Source organism: Streptomyces sp. JLSY215 (assembly GCF_059682825.1).
The window spans coordinates 8,205,857-8,229,893 of the sequence record NZ_CM185022.1; the positions used below are offsets into that span (position 1 = coordinate 8,205,857).

A 24,037-nucleotide genomic window follows, 5' to 3' on the forward strand; every position below is an offset into this window, starting at 1 on the left:
ATGGGATCGGTGCCGGTGAACCGGCCTCAGTCCCGCAACTCCGTCAGGAACTCGACCAGCGCGGCATTCACCTCCCGCGGCCGCTCCTGCTGGGTCCAGTGGCCGCAGCCCGGCAGCATGACCGGCGCGCGGCGGAGACCGGGCAGCAACGTGGGCAGCTGCGCGATGAGTTCCGGCGTGCCCGGGAACGTCGCGACCAGATCCCGGTCGCCGTAGACGTACAGCGCGGGGGTGGTGACGACGGCGCCCTGCCAGGGGGCGGTCAGTTCCCAGTTGCGGTCCAGGTTGCGGTACCAGTTCAGTGCGCCGGTGAAGCCCTGGGCGTAGTTGGCGGTGAGCTCGTCCAGGTCCTCCTCGGTGAGCCAGTCCGGCAACTTGTCGGGGTCGGTCATGTCCGCGAGCCAGCCCCGGGCCGGGTCGGACACCAGCGCCTGGTCGGGGCGCCCGGCGTCGGGGGCGTCACCGGAGGCGGAGTAGAGCAGCGTACGCAGGGCGGTTCGGGGATCCCGGGCGAACTCGGCGTCGGCGACCCCGGGACGGTTGAAGTAGTTCCAGTAGAACCGTCCGTCGAACCGCTCCTGCATGGCCGCGAGCGGCGGGCGCTGCCCGCGGAACGGCGGCGGCACGCTCAGCCCCGCCACCCCGCGCACCACATCGGGGCGCAGCAACGCGGTGTGCCAGGCCACCGGCGCGCCCCAGTCGTGCCCGACGACGAACGCCTCCCGTTCGCCCAGGGCGTGGATCAGTCCGATCACGTCCCCGACGAGGTGGAGGATGTCGTACGCGTCCACGTCCTGCGGGTGGTCGCTGCGGCCGTATCCGCGCTGGTCGGGGGCGACGACCCGGAAGCCGGCGGCGGACAGCGGGCCGAACTGGTGGCGCCAGGAGTGCCAGGACTCGGGGAAGCCGTGCAGCAGCACGACCAGCGGCCCCTCGCCCTCCTCCGCGATGTGCAGCCGGATCCCGTTCACGTCGATCATGCGGTGCTCAACCATGCGGGGAACATACTCCTGCGCGGAGCGCACATGACCGCGCCCTCTCCCATCGGCTCACCAGGGACAGGTGGTGGGGGTGCTCACGTCGATCTGAGTCATCGCGCCCATACGACGTCGGCCGCACGCCACCTAGCCTTCGGCCATGGAACCCGCCGAGCACCCCGAGGAATCCCAGGTCAGTCGCGAAACCGGCAGGGGTTCGCTGGCACTGGGCGTGGCCGCTGTCGCCGTGTACGGGAGCCCCGTTCTCGTCTTCCTGCCGCCGTGGATCCGCTCCGTCCCCGTCTACCTCGGTGTGCCTCTGGGAATCTGCGCGATCGTCCACGGAGTTGGAGCGCTGTGGGGCATGCGGCACGACGAGGGAGCCGATCGTCGTCGGGCCCGCGCCGGAGTAGCTCTGGGCACGGTTGCCCTTGCGGTCCCGATCGCATTGCTGGTGTGGCTGTCGTGGGCACTAGGCGGCTGACCGGCCCCGGAGTTCCTGCTCACCGCGGCCTGCGGCGCTCGTTGAGCGCGGAGCCCGTGTCGATGAGAGCCAGCAACGCCGCGGCCTTGCACACGTCCGCTTTGCCGTAACGGCAACAACAGTTGCCGTACTGGCGGGGGAGTCGCAGCCTGGTCCGGGTCAAGGCCATGGAGAACCGGGAGCTGCACGACGATGACTACGCATGAAGGTGTGGGAACTGCACTGGGCGCTGGTGACAACGCGCCGCTGAACAACCGCGTCCACCACGTTCGATCCGGTGAGTTGGACGGCTACGCCGCTATCAGCGGCGGCACGGCCGGTTCGAAGAACCTCTGGATGGGCCTGGTGGAGAACCCGCCGTTGAGCGCTACGGACAACCACCATCACGGCGATTCGGAGGCGGGGATCTATGTGGTCAGCGGTCACCCCGTGTTCGTCTACCACGACGGCATGCAGGAGGTGCGGCTCGCCGCCGGTCCGGGCGACTTCTTCCTCGTCCCCCCGTTCGTCCCGCACCGCGAGGAGAATCCCGACCCGAACGAGCCCGCGGTCGTCGTGATCGCTCGGACCACGCAAGAGCCGATCAAGGTCTCCGTGCCCGAGCTGTACCAGCGCAAGGAGACGGAGACGGAGACGGAGACGGAGACGCAGTAGAAACACGACGCGAGCCGGCCGGTCATCGCCCCGAGGGCTGGAGTGACGGCCGCGGCGCACGGTCGTTCCTGACCGTGCGCCGTGCGCCGTGCGCCGTGCGCCGTGCGCCGTGCGGCTGCCGCGGCTGAAGGCCGGCTGCGCACCGTGGAGGTCCTGAACCGGGCGGCGGAGCGGAGACCGGCTCACCTTCCCGGGCAAAACGCGCAGTACGGACGCCGGTAGGCGCCCCGTCGCCCCGAATTCCGTCCCCCCTTTCCACCCGCGTCCCCGCCGTATATAGGCTCACGCCCGTAACGAGCCTGATGGGGGAGAAAACGAGTGGAGAGGCTCCGGCAGGACGATCCTGCGCGGATCGGGAACTTTGTGACGTTGGCCCGTGTTGACGCCGACGGCAGCCGGGGCGTTCCGGAGCGCCGCTATCTGGCCCGTAGCGCTGACGGCGGGCACACCGTGCTGGCGTGTCTGCCGCCGCCCGGCGGTGACCCGGCGCGGTGGGGAGCCGAGGCGCAGCAGGCGACCCGGCTGACCCAGCCCGGGTTCTGGCCGGTGGCCCAGCTCGGGGGGACGCCGGCCTTTCCCTGGTACGTCTCCCCCTACCGGCCCGTACTGCCGCTGCCCGCCGTCCTGGCCGCGCACGGCGGCCCGCTGCCGGAACCGTTGGTCCGTACGCTCGGCGGCACGCTGGCCGAAGCCCTGGCGTCGGCCCACGTCCTGGGTGTCGTGCACGGCGGCGTCTGCCCGGCGGGCGTGCTGCTGACCGCCTGCGGGCCGCTCCTGGGCTGCTTCGGCGCGATGCGCGCGAACCCGGTGGCGGGCGCCTCCGGCACGTCGGCGACCGGGCTGGAGACCGGCTGTCTCGCGCCCGAAATCGCGGCGGGCGGCCCGGTGGACCGGGCCGGGGACGTCTACGCCCTGGGCGCCGTGCTGGCGTACGCGGCGACCGGGCACACCGTGCCCGAGCGGCAGGAGATCCCGGCCGGCCTGAGGGACATCATCACGGCCTGCCGCTCGCGCGACCCGGAGGGCCGGCCCGAACCGGCAAGGGTGCTGGCGGAGTTGATGCCGGGTGCGGCGTACGGCGCACTGGCCGGATCCACCGAGCCGGTGTCGCTGCCCGGCCGCGTCGTCGAGGCGTTGTCCCGTCAGTCGGCGGAGGTCCTCGCCGCCGCACTCCCCACCCAAGAGCGCTGAGGCCATGATCTCCCCACTTCTGCACGACGACCCGTACACCGTCGGGCCGTTCCGGATCCTCGCCCGCCTCGGTGGCGGCGGCATGGGCACCGTCTACCTGGCCCGTTCGGCGGGCGGGCGCACGGTCGCGGTGAAGACGCTGCACACCCGTCTGGTCGCGGACACCACGCTGCGCACCCGCTTCCGGCTGGAGGCGGACGCGGCACGCGTCATCGGTTCCGGTCACGGTGCGGCGGTCGTCGACGCGGACCCCCAGGCACCGACCCCGTGGCTGGCGACGGAGTACGTCCTGGGCCCGCCGCTGGACACGGCCGTCGAAGCGGGCGGGCCGCTGCCGGAGCCGGCCGTGCGCGCCCTGGGTGCGTTGCTCGCCGCAGGGCTGGAGCAGCTGCACCGGTCGGAGGTGGTGCACCGCGACCTGAAACCGTCCAATGTTCTGGTGACGGCGCAGGGCCCGCGGATCATCGACTTCGGCATCGCACGGGCCTTCGGCGAGGAGCACCTGACGAGCGTCGGCAGCGCCGTGGGCACGCCGGCGTTCATGTCGCCCGAGCAGGCGTCGGGCCTGGAACACGCGGCGGCGGGCGATGTGTTCGCCCTGGCCGGGGTGCTGGTCTTCGCCGCCACCGGCCTCGGCCCGTTCGGCGGTGGGGCTCCCACCGACCTGCTGTACCGCGTCCGGTTCGGTGAGCCGGAACTGGGCGGGGTCCCCGAAGGACTGCGGCCCCTGCTCGCCCGCTGCCTGGCCAAGGACCCCGCGCACCGCCCGTCCACCGCCGAGCTGTACACCGCGCTGGGCGGCACCGGGGACGCGTCGGGCGACCGCCGCGGTTTCGCGGACCTGCTGCCCGACGCGGTGCTGCGGGAGATCGCCCGGCGCAGCGACGAGGTGTGGCGCGAGCCGCCGCACCGATTGCCGCCGCCGGTGCCCGCCGAGGCGCCGCGGCCCGAGGCCACCCCCGTACGGGGCGTCTCGCGACGACGGCTGCTGGCCGTGGCCGGGGGCGCCCTCCTGGGCGGCGGGCTCCTCGGCGGCGGGGGCTGGGCCCTGTTCGGGGACTCCGGGGACTCCGGGGGCGGCGGGGGCGGCGCCAAGAAGAAGGACGCCGTCGACCGGCCGAAGCCCCCGGCAGCGCTGTGGAGCACCGCCCTGTGGTGCCCGGACTCCGGGGGCGAGGTGATGAACGTGGGCCGGAACCTGGCCCTGCGCGCCGGGATCGTGCTGTGCGGCATCAACGCCGAGTCGGGCAAGTCGACCTGGCAGGCGAACATCGAGGACCCCTGGCGGTCGGCCACCGACGGCACCCGCTTGTACGCCCTGCGGGGGTACAAGGAGAAGGCGGCGTCGCTGGCGGTGTGCGAGGTCGCGCAGACCACCGGCTACCTGGGGAAGCCCCTGGTGGAACTCTCCGCGTTCACCGGCAAGGAGCAGTTCAACCAGCTGCTGTGCGTCGTCGACGGCATCGCGTACCTGGTGGCCCGGTCCGCCTCCGGCAAGCGCTGGTACCTGGTCGCGGCCGACCTGGACTCGGGCAAGGAGCGCTGGCGCAGCCCGGTGGACGAGCCGCAGGCCGACGGCGTCCCGCCCATGCTGTGCGGCGGCGTGGTGGGGTCCCGGGTGGTGCTGTGCGGGAGCCCGGCACAGGACTCGCACTTCTTCCGCCTCTCCGCGCACGACAAGGGCCACGGCCGCCAACTCTGGGAGATGTCCGAGACGTTCGACGGCACCCCGCCGACCCGGCTGGTGGCCGACGACCACAATGTCTACCTGGGCGCCGAATCCCTCACCGCCCGCCGGCTGTCCGACGGCGGGCTGGAGTGGCTCTTCGGGAACGGGCGCGACATCGGCGACAGCGCGGGCGAGGAGCGGCACTACGGCGCGCCCGTCCTCCAGGACGGAGTCGTCTACTGCACCGAGGCCGACCGGGGACTGATCGCCGTCGACGCCCTCTCCGGCACGCTGAACTGGCAGGAGAAGGGGCTGTCCGGCAGGAAGAACCAGCGGAACGTGGCCCCGGCGATCGGCAAGCGGTACGCCTACTGCGCCGACGACAAGGGCCTGCGCGCCGTCGACCTGCACGCCCGAAAGGCCGTGTGGACGTACGAGGCCAAGCCCCTCGTCCTGACCGCCGACCCCAAGGGCGGCCGACTGTACGTCCGCCAGGAGAAGCGGACCATCGCCCTCCCGCTCGCCTGATGTTCCGCTCCGTTCCCGATCCAGGAGATGACCGACCGTGAAACCCCTCGGCCAGGGAGACCCGCTGCGCCTGGGCCCCTACCGCCTCCACGGCGTCCTCGGCGAGGGCGGTATGGGCAAGGTGTATTTCGGAGCGGACGCCGCCGGACGCCCCGCCGCGGTGAAGGTCCTGCTGCCGGAACTCGCCCACGACGGGCACCTGGCCGAGCGCTTCCTCCGCGAGGCACGGACCGCGCAGGCGGTGACCAGCGAGGGCGTGGCGCGCGTACTGGCCGCCGAACTGGAGGGCGGCAGGCCGTGGATCGCCACGGAGTTCCTGGCCGGCCCGACGCTGGACGACGCCGTCAAGGACTTCGGGCCGCTGGACGACGCCGCCGTGCGGGAGCTGGCGCGGTCGCTGGCCCGCACGCTCCAGGACGTGCACGCCACGGGGCTGGTCCACCGGGATGTGAAGCCCCCCAATGTCGTCCTCACTTCACGCGGACCCCGCCTGATCGACTTCGGCATCGCCCGCCCCGAGCACGGCCTGACCCTCACCCGTACCGGACAGATCCCGGTCACCCCCGGCTACGGCGCGCCGGAACAGGTCCTGGGCCGGCGCGTCGGACCGGCGGCCGACGTCTTCTCCCTGGGTGCGGTCCTCGCCTTCGCCGCGGGCGGCCGGCCGGTGTACACCGGCGCCGAGATCACGGCCGTCCTGTACGAGGTCGTGCACGGCAGCCCCGACCTGGAGGCCGTTCCCGAGGGCTTGCGGTACCTCATCACGCCCTGCTTCGCCAAGGACCCGGCGGCACGCCCGCTGCCCACCCAGGTCGCCGACGCCGCAGGGGCGCCGGGGAAGCCCGAACGCCTGTGGAAGGCCGGTGGGCTGGGGCAGGAGATCCGGCAACGGGAAGCGGCGGCACGCCGCCTGACGGAACGTCCGGCCGGTCCCACGACCACCGTCGCGGATGGCGCGGCCGGCGCCCCCCGCCTCACCCGGCGGCGGCTCCTGGCGGCCGCCGGCGGTGGGGCCCTGCTGGCCGCGGCGGGCGGCGGCACCGCCTGGTGGCTCAGCCGTGGTGACGGCGGTGACGCCCCGTCCGACCCGTTCGACATCCCGCCGGCCGCAAAGGTGCGGGCCGCGCCGCTCGGCTCCGCCGAAGGCTCCCCGAAAGAGCTGTGGGGCCCCATCCAGAACGTGGCCGACTCCGGGTCGCCGGCTCCGCTGCCGGTGCGCGATGTGGTGGTGTACGCGGCCTCCGGGGGCGGCGTCGCGGCGCGCCGGGTCACCGACGGACGGGAGCGGTGGCGGATCGGCGAGGCGAAGGCGGACGCCGGCTACCTGTCGATCGGGGACCGGCTGGTGGCCACCGCCGACGGCGAGGGGACGCTGCGCACCTGGGTGGCCGCCACCGGGTCCCCCCGGTGGACGGTGAATGCGCAGGTGGGTGCCCTGCTGGCCGCCGACGCCCAGGCCGTCTACCTGCTGACCACCGATGGCCGGCTGCGCTGCGTGGGGACCGACGGGAAGGTGCGGTGGACCCAGCGGCCACCGCTGACGCTGTCGGGCGGCCACCCCGCCGCGGCCCTCGGCGCCGGCCATCTGGTGCTCTGCACGGAGACGGGTGACGTGGCCGCGGTCCGTGCCGAGGACGGTTCCCGTGCATGGGTCCGCAAGGGGCAGGCCGAAGGAGCGCTGCGGCCCGCCATCGACGGCACCACCGTCTATCTCGGCGGCACCAGTCTGGCTGCGGTTCAGGCCGCCGACGGCCGCGAGCTGTGGGCGCAGAACCCGACGCGACCGCCCAGCCGGGGCGTCGGCGGGTGGGGCCCGCCCACCGTGGCCGGCGGCGTGGTGTACGCGCTGGACTGCGACGCGCTGCGGTCGCTGCACTCCGACGGCAGCCAGGCCGCCGACCCGATGATGGTCGGCGTCGTCCCGCCGTGGCGGCCACCGGTCGTCCAGGGGAACAGCGTCTGGATCGTGGAGAGCAGCGAGACCGGGGTGAGCGGACTGCCGCGCTCCGGAGAGGGCCAGCCCCAGACGTTCGCCCTCGCCGACGGCCGGTCCCGCTCCATCGCCGCCGGCGGCAACCGACTCTTCGTCCTCAATGGCGCGACGCTGCTGGCGCTGCCGGTGTACTAGAACTCCAGCAGCGGTTCTCGGTTCTCCTTCCTGGCGGTCGGGGTGCCGTTTCCGAGCCTTGATGGCTGAGGGCCCGTCATGGGGCGGCGGTTCGTGAGTCACCCGGAGGAGGAGGGGGCCGCGCCGCAGGCGCGTGGGCGGCCGCCGTCGTGGTGGTGACGGGTGTGTGGCCTGGGCCCGTGCGGTTCACGGCGGCGTGACAGACTGGGCGACCGATGAACCCTGCCCTTCTTGACCCCACGGATCTCGCGCTTGTCCGTCTGCTTCAGCATGACGGGCGTGCTTCGTATGAGGCTCTCGCTGCGCGGATCGGGCTCTCCCGTGCTGCCACGCGGAGCCGCGTGCTGCGGCTTCAGGAGGAGGGGGTGGTGCGGATCGTCGGCATTGTGCATCCCGCGGTGCTGGGGCGGACGGTGTGTGCGCATGTGGCCGTGGCGGTCAGTGGCCCGGCCGCGCCGACGGCCCGGTTGCTCGCGGCGTTCCCGGAGGCCGTTTTCGTGACGTTGTCGGCGGGGCGAAGGCCGGTCGCCGCGGAGCTGCGTACGGAAAGCTTTGATGCGCTGAGTGCGCTGCTGGCCGATATCGGCGGGCTTCCCGGGGTACGGGCGGTGGACACGACCCCTTACACGCGGGTGGTGAACGGCTCGGCTGGCACGATCCCGGCGCCCAGGGAAAGATCCTCGCCACGCTCGTCGTGCTCGGCGCGGCCATCGTCATCGCGGTCACCGGGCACCGGCTCCTGGTCAAGGTGCAGCCGTTCTTCGCGGTGGCCGTCGCCGTCATCTTCGCGCTGCTGCTCTGCTACACGGTCGGCGGCATCGACTGGAACTGGCATCCGCGGCACGCCGCGGGCAGTGACGGCGGCATGATCGCGCTGATCTTCTCCGCCGCAGCGCTCGTCGCGTCCGGATCCCTGTCCTATCTGGTCGTCGCTCCCGACTACGCCCGCTACCTGCCCTCCGCCACCCCCGTGCGCAAGGTGTTCTGGCGGGTGCTCGGCGGCGGCGCCGGCATGGCCCTCTTCCTCGGTGTCACCGGCGTCCTCGTCGCCACCCGCACCGATCTGTCGGACCCCGTGGCCGGAGTCGAACCCCTCGTCCCCACCTGGCTGTACGTCCTCTACATCGCCGCCTGCTTCCTCGGCTCGATCTCCAACAACGCGTCGGTCTTCTACTCCTCCGGCCTCGCCATCCAGGCCATCGGAATCCCCCTCAAGCGCTGGCTGGCCACCGCCCTCGACGCCGTCCTCGCCCTCATCGCCGTGCTGCTGATCCTGTTCGTGTACGACTTCGAGACCGCGCTCAACGACTTCCTGTCGCTGGTCAATGTGTGGGCGGGCCCCTTCGCCGCCGTCTGGATCACCGACGGCATCCTGCGCCGCTGGCGGTACGACGCGCACGACATCCACACCAGCGACCGCACCAGCCGCTACTGGAGCACGGGCGGCGCCAACCCGCGCGGGCTCGCGGCCCTGGCCTGCGGCATGGTGACCGGCCTGCTCACCATCAACTCGCCCCTGCTGCACAGCTGGCTCAGCACCCGGCTCGGCGGCGCGGACCTGTCCTGGTTCCTGCCCATCCTCGTATCGGGTGCCGTCTATGCGGCGCTGGCCGGGCGCCGGGTACGCACGGAGGCCGCGGCCGGCTGACCCGCACCCACGCCTTCGGCCCACCGCGGGGCCGCACCGCCACCGCCGGCCGTGCGGCCCCCCGCGCGGCTTCGCCGCCCTGGCCGACCCGGCGCGGCCGCCCTCCCTGCATTCGGCCCCCTGCGGTCGCCCGGCCCGCCCATGCGACGGATGATCACCCCGACGGACGGGACGGGACGGGACGGGGCGGCGGCGAGCGGGAGAGGCGCTATGGGCGATGGCACACAACGCGGCGAGCAACGCCCCGGCGAGTGCGACGGCAGCCGCTCGGTCCGCTCGGTCCGCTCGGGCGGCCTCGCCCGCCGGCACTTCCTCGAGGCCGCCGCTGCCGGCGCCGCCGGGATCGCCCTCGGCGCGGTCACCGCTTGCGACGCCCCGTCCGGCAAGCGCCCCGCCACCGCGTCCGGTACCGGCCCCCGGGACCTCGACGCGGAACGGGCCCGGCCGGGCAGCCCCGACTGGCGCATCCGCGCGACCGGCCCGCCCGACGCCGTGGAGGGCTACACCGACCGAGTGAGCGTCCTGCCAGGGGAGGAGTTCGGGCTGCACGTCTCCACCACCGCACCCGGATTCCACGTATCGGCCTACCGCGTCGGGTGGTACGGCGGGGCCCAGGCCCGGCTCGTCTGGCGCTCACACCGGGTCGCCGGAAGCCGTCGGTCCGGCCCGCAGATGCTCCCCGCCACCCGGACCGTACGGGCCGGCTGGCCGCCCGCCCTGCGGGTGCGCACGGCCGGCTGGCCGCCGGGCGCCTACCTGCTCCGCCTGGACGCCGACGGCGGGCACCAGCGATACGTCCCGCTGATCGTCCGCTCCCCGGAGGCCGAGGGCCGGACCGTGCTGATGCACGCCGTGGCGACCTGGCAGGCGTACAACAGATGGGGCGGCCGCAACCTCTACCAGGGCGAGGACGGCGCCTACGGGACCAGGTCGCTGACCGTCAGCTTCGACCGTCCCTACGACGGAAACGGCGCCGAGAAGTTCCTCGTCCACGAACGCCCGGTGGTGGTCCTCGCCGAACGCCTCGGTCTCCCGCTGGCCTACACCACGGGTGCGGACGTCCACCGCACCGCGCAGGCACTGCACGGCGCCACCGCGGTGATCTCCCTGGGCCACGACGAATACTGGACGCCGCAGCAGCGCGACCACGTCACCCGGGCCCGCGACACGGGCACCAACCTGGCCTTCCTCGGCGCCAACGCCTGTTTCCGCCGCGTCCGCCTCGAACCCGGCTCCACCGGCCCGGTACGCACCGTGGCCTGCTACAAGACCGCCTACCAGAACGACCCCTACTTCGCGGACCACCCCCACCTGCCCACGCACGACTTCCGCCAACCACCCGCCGCCGACCCCGAGTCGTCCCTCACCGGCGTCTTCTACGAGGGCTTCCCGACCGACGCCCCCTACGTCGTCCACCAACCCGGCCACTGGCTCTTCGCCGGCACCGGAGTCCGCCGCGGCACCTCCTTCGACCACCTCGTCGGCGTCGAATACGACCGGGTCACCCCCGAGGCACCCACCCCCGACCCGCTGGAGATCATCGCCCACTCCCCGCTGCGCTGCGCCGGGCGCAGCAGCCACGCCGACTCCGCGTACTACACCGTCCCGAGCGGCGCCGGGGTCTTTTCGTCGGGCACGATGCGCTGGGCCGAGGCCTTGATGGCGGGCACCGACGACGGCGGCCACGACCACGGCATGAACGCCCGCACCCGCGCGTTCGTCACCCGCACCACCGAAAACCTGCTGCGCGCCTTCGCCGAGGGGCCGGCCGCGAGGTCCCGAGCCCTGCCGCACAGCAACGTGGCCTCCGTGTACGGCACGTGACCGCCGCACCCCGGCCCGGCCGATGTCACCCACGCTGCACGGTCAACAGGACGGCTCCGTGGTGGACATGACCCGTCCGTCGAGTTGATCTCCGCCCCCAGGGGCGATGCCGGTTCCGTATCGGCGGACACGACCGCGCCCTCTCCGCCACAGCCGGCTGTGCACGGGCGCGGCATGGCCGTGGTCGCCCGTCCGGCTCGCCGACCGCTGCGCCCTGGCCACGGGCGTTTCTGAATCTGTGAATCAGATTCCCTTCAACGGAAACATCTGTTGGACAGGTTTTCAGGCCCGCCTGAGGATGATCCGTGCGGTAGCACAGTCAACGCGACACCGGGATGGACTACCGCCTGAGTGGAGGCTGACATGCCGAGTGAAGAGACCGAAGTAGTCGTCGTCGGGGCGGGCCAGGCAGGTGTGGCGATGAGCGAGCACCTGGGAGCTCACGGCGTACCGCACATCGTCCTGGAGCGGCATCGGATAGCCGAGCGGTGGCGTTCGGAGCGGTGGGATTCCCTGGTCGCGAACGGGCCCGCGTGGCACGACCGGTTCCCGGGGCTGGAGTTCTCCGACGTCGGGTCCGATGCCTTCGCCTCGAAGGAACAGGTCGCGGACTACTTCGTCGCGTATGCCGAGAAGATCGGTGCCCCGATCCGGTGCGATGTCGAGGTGACCTCGGTACGCAAGCACACCGGCCGGCCCGGCTTCCGGGTCGAGACGTCGGAGGGCTCCATCGACGCACGCTTCGTCGTCGCCGCGACCGGCCCGTTCCAGCGGCCGGTGATCCCGCCCATCGTCCCGGAGGGCGCGGTCCCCGTGCAGATCCACTCCAGCGGGTACCGCAACCCGGAACAACTGCCCGAGGGCGCGGTCCTCGTGGTCGGGGCGGGCTCCTCGGGGGTCCAGATCGCCGACGAACTGCGCCGGTCCGGGCGCCGGGTCCTGCTCTCCGTCGGTCCGCACGACCGCCCTCCCCGTGAGTACCGCGGACGTGACTTCTGCTGGTGGCTCGGCGTGCTCGGGCTCTGGGACGCGGAGACGCCTCCCCAAGGAGCCGAACATGTCACCATCGCGGTCAGCGGCGCCCGCGGCGGTCACACCGTGGACTTCCGTGCCCTGGCCGGCACCGGCATCGAGCTCGTCGGTATGACCGCGTCCTACGGCGACGGCGTACTGCGCTTCGCACCGGATCTCGCCACGAACATCGCGCTCGGCGACGACAAGTACCTCGGGCTTCTCCGGGCGGCCGACGAGTATGTCGAGCGCAACGGGCTCGACCTGCCCGAGGAGCCGCAGGCGCACGTCCTCGGGCCGGACCCGGAATGCGTGACCGACCCCCGGCTCGAACTCGACCTGGCCGAGGCCGGTGTCACCTCGATCGTCTGGGCGACGGGCTTCGCCGCCGACTACAGCTGGCTCGAGGTCGACGCGTTCGACGAGACCGGCCGGCCGGACCAGCGCCGGGGAGTGTCCTCCGAGCCCGGCGTCTACTTCCTGGGCCTGCCCTGGCTGTCCCGTCGCGGGTCGAGCTTCATCTGGGGCGTCTGGCACGACGCCAGGTACGTCGCCGACCACATCACGACCCGGCGCGGATACCTCGCGTACGGCACCACCGACCGGCCCGTCGCCGCGCCGGCGACCCGGAAGAACTGAGGAGCAGGCCATGACCTCCATGCGTCAGGACCGCCGGGCGAAGCCCCCGATCGTCGCCGGCGGACACACCCGGATCCGGCCGTTCAACACCCGCGACACCTATCCCGAGCAGAACCTCGACAACGACCTCTGCCAAGCCGTCGTCGCCGGCGACACGGTGTACGTCCGGGGCCAGATCGGCCAGGACCTCGACACCAGCGAGTCCGTGGGCATCGGCGACGCCGAGGCGCAGGCCGAGCGGGCCATGGCGAACATCAAGATGCTGCTCGAAGAGGCGGGCAGCCGGATGGAGCACCTGGTCAAGCTGACCATCTATCTGGTCGACCCGCGCTACCGCGAGGCGGTGTACCGCACCGTGGGCCGCTGGACCAAGGGCGTCCACCCCATCTCCACCGGCCTGGTGGTGTCGGCGCTGGCGCGCCCGGAGTGGCTGTGCGAGATCGACGCCGTCGCCGTGATCCCGGGGGAGGAGCGGGCATGACGTTCTCCCTGGTGGTCCGCGACGGCGAACGGTTCGGCATCGCTGCCAGTTCGTCGAGTCCCGCGGTGGCCGCCCGCGTCGTCCATCTGCGGCCCGGTGTCGGCGCGGCGACCTCGCAGAACATCACCGATCCCACACTCGGCACCGGCCTGTTGGACGGGCTGGCGGACCACGGCGACGCGCAGCGCGCCCTGGCCGACGTCACCGGCGCGGTGCGGAACGAGAAGACCATCGCCTACCGGCAGTTGACCGTGCTGGGCCGCTCCGGACCCGGGTTCGCCCACAGCGGTTCGCGGACCCTGGGCAGGCACGCCTCGGCCACCGCGGACGGTGCGGTGGCGGCCGGCAACATGCTGTCCGGCGAGCACATCCCCGGCGTCCTCCTCGACGCGTACGCCGCTGCCACGGGGGAGCTGGAGGAGCGGCTGCTCACCGCGATGAAGGCCGCGATCGCGGCGGGCGGCGAGGAGGGGCCGGTGCACTCCGCGGGGATGGCCGTCGTCGCGGACGTCGGCTGGCGGGTGACCGACCTGCGGGTGGACTGGGCCGAGGATCCCGTGGACCGGCTCGGCGAACTCCTCGACGTCTGGCTGCCGCAGCGCGACGACTACGTACGGCGCGGACTCGACCCCGCCGCCTCCCCGTCCTACGGCGTCCCGGGAGACCTGTGATGGGTGCGCTGAAAGAGGCCGCACGGCAGGCGGTCGACCGTCACGCCGAGGAACTGATCGAACTCTCCGAGCGGCTGCACGCCGACCCGGAGACCGCCTGGGAGGAGCACCGGGCCGCCGCCACCGTGCCGGAGCTGCTGGACCGCGCCGGATTCGACGTCACCTCGTCCTACGTGGGCCTGGACACGGCCTTCCTGGCCCGGTTCGGCAGCGGGCCCGTCCGCATCGCGCTGTGCGCCGAGTACGACGCGCTGCCGGGACTCGGCCACGCCTGCGGGCACAACCTCATCGCGGCGAGTTCGGTGGGGGCAGCGCTCGGCCTGGCCGCCGTCGCCGACGACGCCGGCCTCACCGTCGAGGTCTACGGCACCCCCGCCGAGGAAGGCGGCGGCGGCAAGATCGAGATGCTCGACCGGGGCGCCTTCGCCGGCGTGGACCTCGCGATGATGGTGCACCCGGCGCCGGTCGACGTCGCCGAGGCCCGCCCGTTCGCGGTCAGTCACTCCAGGATCTCCTACACCGGGAAGTCCGCGCACGCCGCGGCCTATCCGGAGGCCGGGGTCAACGCGGCCGACGCCTTCACCGTCGCCCAGGTCGCGATCGGCCTGCTCCGCCAGCAGCTGCCCGCCTCCGCCAGGGTGCACGGTGTGGTGACCCACGCCGGGGACGCCCCGAACGCCATCCCGGAGCGGTCGTCAGGCCGCTGGTACGTGCGGGCGGAGACGCTCGCCGAACTGGCCGAGCTGGAGCCGCGGATCATGCGGGCCTTCGAGGCCGGTGCCCTCGCGACCGGCTGCGAGCTGGAGATCGAGCCGGAGAGCAAGCCGTACGCGGAGTTCCGTACGGACGGCACCGCCCTCGGGCACTACCGTGCGAACGCCCGCGCCCTGGGGCGGGAGTTCGCGCCGCCCGGCCAGGCCGCGCGGATGAATCGCGCCTCCACCGACATGGGCAACGTCTCCCAGGTGGTGCCGGCCATCCACCCCTACATCGGCGTCGGGTCCCTGCCGGCCACCAACCACCAGCACGAGTTCGCCGCGTACTGCGTGGGCGGGACGGCGCAGCGGGCCCTGCTCGACGGGGCGCTCGCGCTGGCCTGGACCGGCGTGGACCGAAGCGCGTCGGCCGGGGGAGCGGCGACGTGACCGGGGCGGAACTCCGCGAACTCACCACCCCTGCCTCCCCGACCGTTCTGCCCGCCCTCTGAGGGCACCCGCCCGGCACCCGCACAGCTCCGCCTTCTCCACCCATCCCCCAAGGAGGTGCGTATGCGCACCTGTCACAGCGGCGCCACGACGACCGAAGACGCGAGGGCCACCGACGTGGTCGCGCTGCGCAGGAGCGTCGTCGCGGGAGCCGTCGGCGTGTTCGTGCACTGGTTCGACTGGGCCGCCTACGCCTATCTCGCCGGCACCGTCGCGACCGTGTTCTTCCCGGCCGGGAACAGCACGACCGGACTGCTCGCCACGTTCGGTGTGTTCGCCGTGTCGTTCGGCATCCGGCCGCTCGGTGCCCTGGTGCTGGGACCGCTCGGCGACCGGATCGGCCGCAAGCGCACCCTGTCGCTGGTCATCTTCCTGATGTCCGGCGCGACCCTGACGATCGGCCTGCTGCCCGGCTACGCATCGATCGGGATCGCCGCCCCGGTGCTCCTGGTGGTGCTGCGCCTGCTCCAGGGCTTCGCCGCGGGCGGCGAGTTCGGCAGTGCGGCGAGCTTCCTCGCCGAGAGCGCGCCCCGGCGCCGTCGCGGATTCGGTGTGAGCTGGCTGGAGGTCGGCTCCCTGCTGGGCTTCCTGGCCGGCTCGTTCGTCTTCCTGCTGCTGTCCGCGGGGCTCGACGACGACCAGCTGACCTCCTGGGGCTGGCGCGTCCCCTTCCTCGTCGCCGCGCCCCTGGGCGTCATCGGCTTCATCATCCGCAGCAAGATCGAGGACACCCCGGAGTACCGGACGCTCGAAGCCGGCGGCTCCCTCCCGCGCAGCCCCGCGCGGGAGCTGCTGCGCACCCACAAGCGGCAACTGCTCCAGGCGGCGGGCCTGATGGCGGCCATGCACGTGCCCTTCTACGCGGTGCTGACCTATCTCGTCACCTATGAGACCGACCACCTGGGGCACTCGGCCGACAGCGCCGCCCTGCTGTCCACGGTGATCTCCCTGCTGGGGCTGCTGCTCGTGCCGCTGTTCGGCCTGCTGTCCGACCGGGTGGGACGCAAGCCGGTGTTCGTCGGGGCGACGGCGGCGCTGTTCGTCGTGTCCACCCCGGCCTTCCTCCTGATGCGGACCGGCCTTGCCGGGACCTGGATCGCCGGTCTGCTGCTCGGCATCATCCTGGCGGCGATCCTCGGCACGTACGCGGTGTGGTCGGCGGAGGCCTTCCCCACCCGCACGCGGCAGAGCGGTCTGTCCATCGCCTACAACCTCACCGCCGCCCTGTTCGCCGGCACCGTGCCGTACCTGATGACGGTGCTCATCTCCGCCACCGGCAGCACCCTGGTGCCCGGCCCGTATCTGATGGTGTTCGCCGCCGGCGGTCTCGTCGCCGCCCTGTCCCTGCGGGAGACCGCCGGAACCGCCCTGCTGCGTCCCGAGGACGTGTCCGAAGCGGCGGCCTCCGAAGCCCCGCCGAACGGTGCCGCATAAGGTCGGCACCGACACGGATCGCCAGGCGCAAGGGTCACGTATGACGTCACCAGTGGGTTTCACGCTCGTTCAGCTCCGCTATTTCCTCGTCGCCGCCGAACGCGGTTCGATGACCGAGGCATCGGCGGATCTGCACATCGCGCAGTCCGCCGTGTCCGCGGCCGTCCACAACCTGGAGCGGGACCTTCAGGTGCAGCTGTTCATCCGCCGACGGGGCCGGGGGCTGACCCTCACACCCGCCGGGGAGCGGCTGCAACAGCAGGCGCGCGATCTGCTGGCCCGCGCCCGGGAGGTCGAACGGGAGGCCCGGGGAGACGGTGAGATGCTCTCCGGGCCGGTGGCCGTCGGCTGTTTCGTGACCCTGGCCCCGCACTACCTGCCGCCCCTGTTCCGCGAGTGCACCCGACGCTGTCCGGGCATCGAGATCGACGTGGTGGAGGGGGAGACGGACCAGCTCGTCGAGGCCCTGGCGGCGGGACGCATCGACTTCGCCCTCACCTACGACCTCGGCCTCTCCGCCGAACCGGATCTGTACAGCGAGACGATCGCCCGCGCGCCGGCCTACGTCATCGTCGCGGCCGACCATCCGCTGGCCGGTCAGGGCAGTGTGGAGCTGGCCGAACTGTCCGCGGAACCGCTCGTCCTGCTGGACCTTCCGCACAGCCGCGACTACTTCCGCTCGCTGGTGGCTGCCACCGGCGCCGAGCCCGACGTCCGCTACCGCACCCAGAGCTACGAGACCGTGCGCTCCCTGGTGGCCCAGGGACTCGGCTACTCCGTGCTCAACCAGCGGCCGGCGACCAGCCAGACCTACGGTGGCGGCGAGATCGCCGAACTTCAGCTCCGGGACAGCGGCCCTCCGCTCGAAGTCAAGATCGCGTCTGTGGGCGGCATGACCCAGACCGCCCGCGCCCGGATGGTGAGGGACCTGCTGCGGGAGATCGCCGCCCGGCGCTGACCCATCGGACCGGCCCGAGGCCCGAGCCGGCCGCCGCGCACCGCGGACGGACCCGGGCGGTGGCCGTCGGGCCCTACAGACCGGCGCAGCTCGTCACCGCCCGCGCATGCGCCAGAATCAGCTCACGGGCCCTGTCGGGGCGCACGGCCGCGTTGTGGCTGACGATGTGCAGGCCGTAGCCGTCCTCCAGGGCCACCAGCCCGTGCGCCAGATCGTGCGCGGACGCGGCGAGGGAGAACACCCCGGTCGCGGCGCCCACTTCGAGGGCGGTCGTATAGAGCGCGACCTCCCGGGCGAAGAGGGAGGTCATCAGCTCGGCGTGGCCCGCGCTGCGGCCCGCGCGCCGGTGCAGTTCGTACAGCAGACCGTGGACCGGATCGTCGGTCATGCTCGGCAGACCGCTGTGCAGCAGGGCCCGCAGCCGGGCCGCGGCGTCCCCGGCAGGTGCCTCGTCGTAGGCCCGCTGCCGGGAGGACAGATAGCTCTCGACCGCGCCCCGGTGTACCTCCAGTACGAGGTCGCCGAGCTCGGGGTAGTAGTAGAGGACCGAGCCCTGGGAGACGCCCGCCGCGTCCGCGATGTCCTTGATGCGGAGGCCCTCCAGCCCGCGTTCCGCGATGGCCCGTCCCGCGGCGGAGACGAGGGCCTCCCTGCGTGCCGTCTGGTTGCGTGGTCTGCCCGCTTTTCCCATGGTGGTCAATTCTCTGCTACCCGTCTCAGTTTTCGCAAGAAGCTTCCGCCGGAAGCATTGACGGTCGGTTCACCTATTGTTTGAATCTCGACTCAAAGAAAGCGGCGCAGGCACACGCTGCCGAGCCCCGCCCCTGTCGCGCCCGCCGTTTCTCGAGCGGCCCCCTGAGACGGCCAAGGCCCCACCCGATCCCCACGGGCACCGGTTCGCCCACGTCCCACGACGCAATCGAAGGCCACAGCATGCAGACGTACGCCCACTGGCGGCAGCGCGCCGCCGACCTCACGCCCCGCACGCGCCTGTTCATCGACGGAGCGTGGACCGACCCCGCCGACGACCGGTGGATCCCCACCGTCAACCCCGCGACCGGCAAGACCACCGCCCACGTGGCGGCCGGCTCGGCCGCCGACGTCGACCGGGCCGTGGCCGCGGCCCGCACCTCCTTCGAGGACGGCCGCTGGTCGCGTACCGCACCCGCGGAGCGCAAGAAGGTCCTGCTCGCCCTCGCCCGCCTCATCGAGGAGCACAGCGAGGAACTCGCCCTCTGCGACACCCTCGACATGGGCAAGCCCATCGCGGAGTCCCACGGCACCGACGTGCCCGGTGCGGCCGGCGTCTTCGCCTGGTACGCGGAGGCCGTCGACAAGCTCTACGACGAGGTCGCCCCGGCCCCGCCCGGCAACCTCGCCCTCGTACGCCGCGCCCCGCTGGGCGTCGTGGGCGCGGTGGTGCCCTGGAACTTCCCCCTCGACATCGCGAGTTGGAAGCTGGCGCCCGCCCTGGCCGCGGGCAACAGCGTCGTCCTGAAGCCGGCCGAGCAGTCCCCGCTGTCGGCGCTGCTGCTGGCCGAACTCGCCTCGCGGGCCGGCCTCCCCGACGGTGTGCTGAACGTCGTCCCCGGCCCGGGGGAGACGACCGGCCAGGCTCTCGGCCGCCACCCGGACGTGGACTCCCTGGTCTTCACCGGCTCCACCGCGGTGGCCCGGCGGTTCCTCGCCTACGCGGCCGAGTCCAACATGAAGCAGGTGTGGCCCGAGGCCGGCGGCAAGAGCCCCAACGTGGTGTTCGCCGACGCCGATCTGGAGGCCGCCGCGGAACGCGCCGCCTGGGGCTTCGCCTACAACGCCGGGCAGGTGTGCTCCGCCAACACCCGGCTGCTGGTCGAGGCCACCGTCGCGGAGGAGTTCACGGCCTCGGTCGCCGCACACGCCCGCACCTGGCTGCCGGGCGATCCGCTCGACCCCACGACCCGACTCGGACCGCTCGTCGACGAGGCCCAGGTGGAACGCGTCCTCGCAGCCCTGCGGTCATCGGGCGGCACGCTCGTGTGCGGCGGCACGCGACCCGACCGCGACGGCGCCTACCTCGACCCCACCGTCGTCACCGGCCTCGGCCCCGACGCCCCGCTCGTCCGGGAGGAACTGTTCGGGCCCGTGCTGACCGTGCTGCCCTTCCACGACGAGGCCGAGGCGGTCCGCCTCGCCAACGACTCCGCCTACGGACTGGCCGCGTCCGTGTGGACCCGGGACCTCGGCCGGGCCCACCGCGTCGCCGACGCCCTGCAGGCGGGCACCGTGTCCGTCAACACCGTCGACGCGATCGGCCCGTTCACCCCCTTCGGCGGCTTCAAGCAGTCCGGCCACGGCCGCGACCTCTCCCTGCACTCCTTCGACAAGTACACCGGCCTGAAGACGACCTGGATCGCCCACGGCTGACCGCGCCGACGACAACGGACCCCCTGAACCACCACGCCCCACCCGTACCGGACGAAGGACGCACCGCCCATGACCCTCAACACCGCAGACCTCACCCGGCTGGACCGGGCACACCTCATCCACCCCTACCTGCCGGGCAGCGCCACCGAGCGCGTCGTGATGACCGCCGGCTCCGGCTGCCGCCTCACCGACACCGAGGGCCGCAGCTACCTCGACGCCACCGGCGGCCTCTGGCTCGCCCAGGTCGGCCACGGCCGCACGGAACTGGCCGACGTCGCCCACGAACAGATGACGAAGCTGGAGTACTTCACCAGCTTCTGGGAGTTCTCCAACGAGCGCGCCATCGAACTCGCCGCGCGCCTGGCCTCCCTCGCCCCCGAGCCCCTCAACCACGTCTACTTCACCTCCGGCGGCTCCGAGGGCAACGAGGCGGCCATCAAGATGGCCCGCTACTACCACCACCGGTGCGGGGAGAGCAGCCGCACCTGGATCCTGGCGCGCAGCAAGGCGTACCACGGCATCGGCTACGGCGGCGGCTCGGCCACCGGCTTCCCCCTCTACCACGAGGGCTTCGCCCCGATGATGCCGCACGTCTCCCACCTCACGCCCCCGTGGCCCTACCGATCCGAGCTCTACGGCGACCAGCCGCTGAGCCCCGAGCAGGTCACCGACTTCCTCATCCGCGAACTGGAGGAGCGCATCGCGGAGATCGGCCCGCAGAACATCGCCGCGATGATCGGCGAACCCATCATGGGCGTCGGCGGCATGCTCGTCCCGCCGGCCGACTACTGGCCCCGGGTGCGGGAGGTCCTCGACCGGCACGGCATCCTGCTGATCTTCGACGAGGTCGTCACCGCCTACGGCCGGGTCGGCGAGTGGTTCGCCGCCCAGCACTTCGGCGTCACCCCGGACATCATCGTCACCGCCAAGGGCATCACCTCCGGCTACGTCCCGCTCGGCGCCCTCCTGGTCGGCGACCACGTCGCCGAGGCCCTGCTGCGCGACCACGGCTTCCCCATGGGCTACACCTACAACGGCCACCCCGTCGCCACCGCGGTGGCCACCGCCAACCTGGACATCATCGAGAAGGAGGGCCTTCTCGTCCGCGCGACCGGTATGGGCGCCTTCCTGCATCGCGAACTACAGGACCAGCTGGGCGAGTTGCCGATCGTCGGCGAGATCCGCTCGGTCGGCATGATGCTCGCCGTCGAACTCGTCCAGGACCGCGCCACCCGCGCGCCCCTGCCCCTGAACCCCGACCGGATGCCGCATGACGTCATCCGCCGCGAGACCGGTGTGATCGTGCGCGATTCCGCGCACAGCCTGGTGCTGTCCCCGCCGCTCATCATGACCGAGGCCGAGGCCAAGGAAGCGGCCTCCGCGCTGCACAGCGTCCTGGCGCGCACCGAGCCCACCGGTGAGATCCGCGCCGCCTGACGCCCCCCGGGGAGGCCCGGTACGCGACCGGGCCTCCCCGCCCAGCACCACCCGACACGGTCCCCACACCGTAACGGCGCGCCGCCCGCGCCCCGTCGCAGTCTCTCCTCTCCCCTTAGGAACTGCCCGTGTCCTCCCACCTCTCGACGACCGAACCACGCGCAGCCCAGCCCGCGGCCGGCGTCCTGCACCGCAGCCTCAAGCGCTTCGACATCACCGCCATGGCCGTCGCCGCGGTCATTTCCTTCGACACCGTCGGGCAGATCGCCACCGGCGGCGGCGAGGCCGCCACCTGGACGGCGGTCATCGCCCTCTTCTTCCTCGTCCCCTACGCCCTGCTGTTCGCCGAGACCGGCGCCGCGTTCCCCCAGGAAGGCGGCCCGTACGTGTGGGTCAAGCTCGCCCTCGGCCGTCCGGCGGCCGCGCTCACGACCCTCATGTACTGGGTCACCAACCCCATCTGGCTGGGCGGCTCACTGGTCTTTCTCGCCGCGCAGACCTGGGACGGCTTCGTCTCCCACCTCGGCTCCGGCACCGTGGCCGACTACGTCTTCAAGCTGCTGTTCGTCTGGATCGCCATTCTCACGGCCGTCGTCTCCCTGCGCCGCGGCAAATGGATCACCACCGCGGGCGCGGCGATGAAGGTCCTGTCCCTCGCCGTGTTCACCTTCACCGCCGTGCTCTACGGGCTGCGGCACGGCTTCCAGGGCCTGGCCGGCACCAGCTTCACCCCGACGACCGCCGGCTTCCTCGCCCTCGTGCCGATCCTGCTGTTCGCCTACGTCGGCTTCGAAGCACCCAACGCCGCCGGTGAGGAGATGCACGACCCGCAGCGCGACGTGCCCGCCGCACTCGGACGCTCCGCGGCCGTCGCGGCCTGCTGCTATCTGCTGCCGGTCCTCGCCCTCCTGGCCGTCGTACCCGCTCACCAGGTCACCGGCATCGGCGGCTTCATGGAAGGCGCCCGCCTCGTCTTCGGCGTCTACGCCGGCGCGGCCGGCCCCCTGCTGAAGATCACCGCCGTCATGTTCGTCTTCGCTCTGCTCACCCAGGGCAGCGCCTGGATGATCGTCAGCGACCGTATGCAGGCCATGGCCGCGGCCGACGGCGGATTCTTCAGCCGCGCCCTCGGCGCCTTCCACCCGCGGCTCGGGACGCCGGTGCGCACCAATCTCCTCTCCGGAGCCGTGGCCACCGTATTCATGCTCGCCGCCATGCAGTTCGCGAACGGCGACGCGGCCGACGTGTTCGCCGTGGTCCTCACCGTCGCGGTCACCACCTTGCTGCTGTCCTACCTGGTCGTCGTTCCCGCGCTGGTCCTGCTGCGGATCCGCCGGCCGGACGCCCCCCGGCCCTTTCGCGTCCCCTTCGGCACCCGCGGCTTCCTGCTCTGCGCGGCGCTCGTCTACGCATGGATCCTGATCGGGTCGTGGTCGGCGCTCTTCCCCGGTGTCCTGGAACAGCTCGTCGGCATCGACTACGTCTTCCGCGACGTCTGGGGCGTCTCCCGTGGCGCGTTCGAAGCCTTCACGCTCGGGACCGTCGCCGTACTGTTGACCGTCGGTGTGCTCGGCGTGGTGGTGGCCCGCCGCGCGAACGCCGCACCCGCCGCGGCCGCCGCGGCCGGCGAGGGCGGCGACGGCGGCTCTTGAAGAGCGCTACCGCACCACGTATCCGCAGTTCAAGCGGGTGTGGGGTGTGGGGTGTGGCGGGACGGATGACCTGGCCACCGTGCAGGAAGCCGTGTCGGCGTACCGCGGCACGGCGGAAGACCCGGCGGGGCCACCTCCAGCACCGTGGCCAGGGCAAGTGATCCGATAGGGGTGCCGCGGGAACGGGGCCTGTGACGGATCTGTGAGCCATCGCCGCATTTCAGAGGCACGCCCGCGCTGTTCTGCCGGCGGCAGAACACCGGCCGACCGGGCTCGACGATCACTACAGTCCCGTCTCATGGCGACGATTACCACGCGCACCGTCGAGTACCCGGCCGACGGCCTCACGATGATCGGGCACCTCGCGCTCCCAGCCGGCGCCGACCGCCGGCCCGCGGTGCTGCTCGGACCAGAGGGCCCAGGGCTCAGCGACGTCGAGCGCCGCCGGGCCGATGCGCTCGCCGAACTGGGATACGTGGCGCTGGCCTTCGACCTCCACGGCGGGCGCTATTTGGCCGATCCCGAGGAGATGCTGGCCCGTTGCATGCCGCTGCTCGCCGACCCCGACCGGATGCGGGGCATCGGCCACGCGGCGCTCGACGTGCTCCGCGCCGAGCCGCGGACCGACCCGGACCGGATCGCCGCCGTCGGCTACGGCACCGGGGGCGCCATCGGGCTGGAACTCGGGCGCGACGGCGTCGATCTGCGCGCGATCGGGACAGTCAACGCACTGACCACGGGCCGACCGGGCGAGGCGGCGCGCATTCGCTGCCCGGTGTGGGCCGGGGTCGGGTCGGAAGACCCGATCATGCCGCCCGCTCAACGGGACGCGTTCACCGCCGAGATGCAGGCCGCGGGCGTCGACTGGCGGCTCACGGTCTACGGCGGCGCCTTGCACGCCTTCCACCACCCGACGGTCGACCACACCGTGCGCCCCGGCGTCGGCTACCACCCGCAGCACGCGCAGCGAGCTTGGCTTGACGTCGTCGACCTGCTCGCCGAGTGCCTGCCCGTTACGGACTGATCTGGACGGAGTGATC

General features: G+C 72.5%; 19 protein-coding genes and 1 pseudogene. 18 read left to right on the top strand and 2 right to left on the bottom strand.

Translation table 11 applies throughout. The features are described from left to right. Nucleotides 1-26: 26 nt before the first annotated feature. Nucleotides 27-995 (bottom strand): alpha/beta fold hydrolase, encoded by a 969-nt coding sequence (locus AC5677_RS36440; RefSeq protein ID WP_497192167.1) that lies wholly within the window; start codon nt 993-995, stop codon nt 27-29. Between the two features lie 142 nt (nt 996-1,137). Between AC5677_RS36440 and AC5677_RS36445 the strand changes: the two genes are divergently transcribed. The 14 genes and pseudogenes from AC5677_RS36445 (at nt 1,138) to AC5677_RS36510 (ending at nt 17,502) form a co-directional block, all read left to right on the top strand. Next, entirely contained in the window at nt 1,138-1,461 is a 324-nt protein-coding gene (locus tag AC5677_RS36445; RefSeq protein WP_497192168.1) for a hypothetical protein, read from the top strand. 192 nt (nt 1,462-1,653) lie between these two features. Continuing rightward, a complete protein-coding gene (locus AC5677_RS36450) occupies nt 1,654-2,115 on the top strand; it encodes a cupin domain-containing protein (protein ID WP_497192169.1) in 462 nt (153 codons plus the stop codon). Between the two features lie 363 nt (nt 2,116-2,478). Continuing rightward, complete coding sequence (locus AC5677_RS36455; RefSeq protein ID WP_497192170.1) at nt 2,479-3,306, top strand: protein kinase family protein; 828 nt, start codon at nt 2,479-2,481, stop codon at nt 3,304-3,306. 4 nt (nt 3,307-3,310) lie between these two features. After that, complete coding sequence (locus AC5677_RS36460) at nt 3,311-5,503, top strand: protein kinase domain-containing protein (protein ID WP_497192171.1); 2,193 nt, start codon at nt 3,311-3,313, stop codon at nt 5,501-5,503. Nucleotides 5,504-5,540: 37 nt separating this feature from the next. Then, nucleotides 5,541-7,631 (top strand): serine/threonine-protein kinase, encoded by a 2,091-nt coding sequence (locus tag AC5677_RS36465; protein WP_497192172.1) that lies wholly within the window; start codon nt 5,541-5,543, stop codon nt 7,629-7,631. Between the two features lie 215 nt (nt 7,632-7,846). Then, nucleotides 7,847-7,993 (top strand): annotated as a pseudogene (locus AC5677_RS36470) (Lrp/AsnC family transcriptional regulator); the annotation flags it as partial. 314 nt (nt 7,994-8,307) lie between these two features. Continuing rightward, the gene (locus AC5677_RS36475; RefSeq protein WP_497196889.1) at nt 8,308-9,279 is read left to right on the top strand and encodes a cytosine permease; all 972 of its coding nucleotides are present in this window, start codon (nt 8,308-8,310) and stop codon (nt 9,277-9,279) included. A 210-nt stretch (nt 9,280-9,489) separates the two neighbouring features. Next, complete coding sequence (locus AC5677_RS36480; protein ID WP_497192173.1) at nt 9,490-11,103, top strand: N,N-dimethylformamidase beta subunit family domain-containing protein; 1,614 nt, start codon at nt 9,490-9,492, stop codon at nt 11,101-11,103. A gap of 363 nt (nt 11,104-11,466) precedes the next feature. After that, nucleotides 11,467-12,753 carry a flavin-containing monooxygenase gene (locus tag AC5677_RS36485; RefSeq protein ID WP_497192174.1) on the top strand — a complete coding sequence of 429 codons (1,287 nt, stop codon included), beginning with the start codon at nt 11,467-11,469 and terminating at the stop codon, nt 12,751-12,753. 10 nt (nt 12,754-12,763) lie between these two features. Next, a complete protein-coding gene (locus AC5677_RS36490; protein ID WP_497192175.1) occupies nt 12,764-13,234 on the top strand; it encodes a RidA family protein in 471 nt (156 codons plus the stop codon). After that, nucleotides 13,231-13,905: a DUF1028 domain-containing protein gene (locus AC5677_RS36495; RefSeq protein WP_497192176.1), complete on the top strand. Its 675-nt coding sequence runs from the start codon at nt 13,231-13,233 to the stop codon at nt 13,903-13,905. The genes AC5677_RS36490 and AC5677_RS36495 overlap by 4 nt, the downstream gene beginning before the upstream one ends. Further along, entirely contained in the window at nt 13,905-15,050 is a 1,146-nt protein-coding gene (locus AC5677_RS36500; protein WP_497192177.1) for a M20 family metallopeptidase, read from the top strand. The genes AC5677_RS36495 and AC5677_RS36500 overlap by 1 nt, the downstream gene beginning before the upstream one ends. 123 nt (nt 15,051-15,173) lie before the next feature. Further along, complete coding sequence (locus AC5677_RS36505) at nt 15,174-16,544, top strand: MFS transporter (RefSeq protein ID WP_497192178.1); 1,371 nt, start codon at nt 15,174-15,176, stop codon at nt 16,542-16,544. A gap of 40 nt (nt 16,545-16,584) precedes the next feature. Next, nucleotides 16,585-17,502 (top strand): LysR family transcriptional regulator, encoded by a 918-nt coding sequence (locus AC5677_RS36510; protein ID WP_497192179.1) that lies wholly within the window; start codon nt 16,585-16,587, stop codon nt 17,500-17,502. A gap of 73 nt (nt 17,503-17,575) precedes the next feature. Here the strand turns inward: AC5677_RS36510 and AC5677_RS36515 are convergent, their stop codons facing one another. Then, nucleotides 17,576-18,193 (bottom strand): TetR/AcrR family transcriptional regulator, encoded by a 618-nt coding sequence (locus AC5677_RS36515; RefSeq protein WP_497192180.1) that lies wholly within the window; start codon nt 18,191-18,193, stop codon nt 17,576-17,578. Nucleotides 18,194-18,435: 242 nt separating this feature from the next. On the opposite strand from AC5677_RS36515, the gene AC5677_RS36520 reads away from it, so the two are divergent. The 4 genes from AC5677_RS36520 (at nt 18,436) to AC5677_RS36535 (ending at nt 24,021) form a co-directional block, all read left to right on the top strand. Further along, nucleotides 18,436-19,908, top strand: coding sequence for an aldehyde dehydrogenase family protein (locus tag AC5677_RS36520; protein ID WP_497192181.1), 1,473 nt, complete (start codon nt 18,436-18,438; stop codon nt 19,906-19,908). A 69-nt stretch (nt 19,909-19,977) separates the two neighbouring features. Next, nucleotides 19,978-21,345 carry an aminotransferase family protein gene (locus AC5677_RS36525; RefSeq protein WP_497192182.1) on the top strand — a complete coding sequence of 456 codons (1,368 nt, stop codon included), beginning with the start codon at nt 19,978-19,980 and terminating at the stop codon, nt 21,343-21,345. A gap of 128 nt (nt 21,346-21,473) precedes the next feature. Then, the gene (locus AC5677_RS36530) at nt 21,474-22,997 is read left to right on the top strand and encodes an APC family permease (RefSeq protein ID WP_497192183.1); all 1,524 of its coding nucleotides are present in this window, start codon (nt 21,474-21,476) and stop codon (nt 22,995-22,997) included. A gap of 298 nt (nt 22,998-23,295) precedes the next feature. Then, nucleotides 23,296-24,021: a dienelactone hydrolase family protein gene (locus AC5677_RS36535; protein WP_497192184.1), complete on the top strand. Its 726-nt coding sequence runs from the start codon at nt 23,296-23,298 to the stop codon at nt 24,019-24,021. The last annotated feature ends 16 nt before the right edge of the window (nt 24,022-24,037 follow it).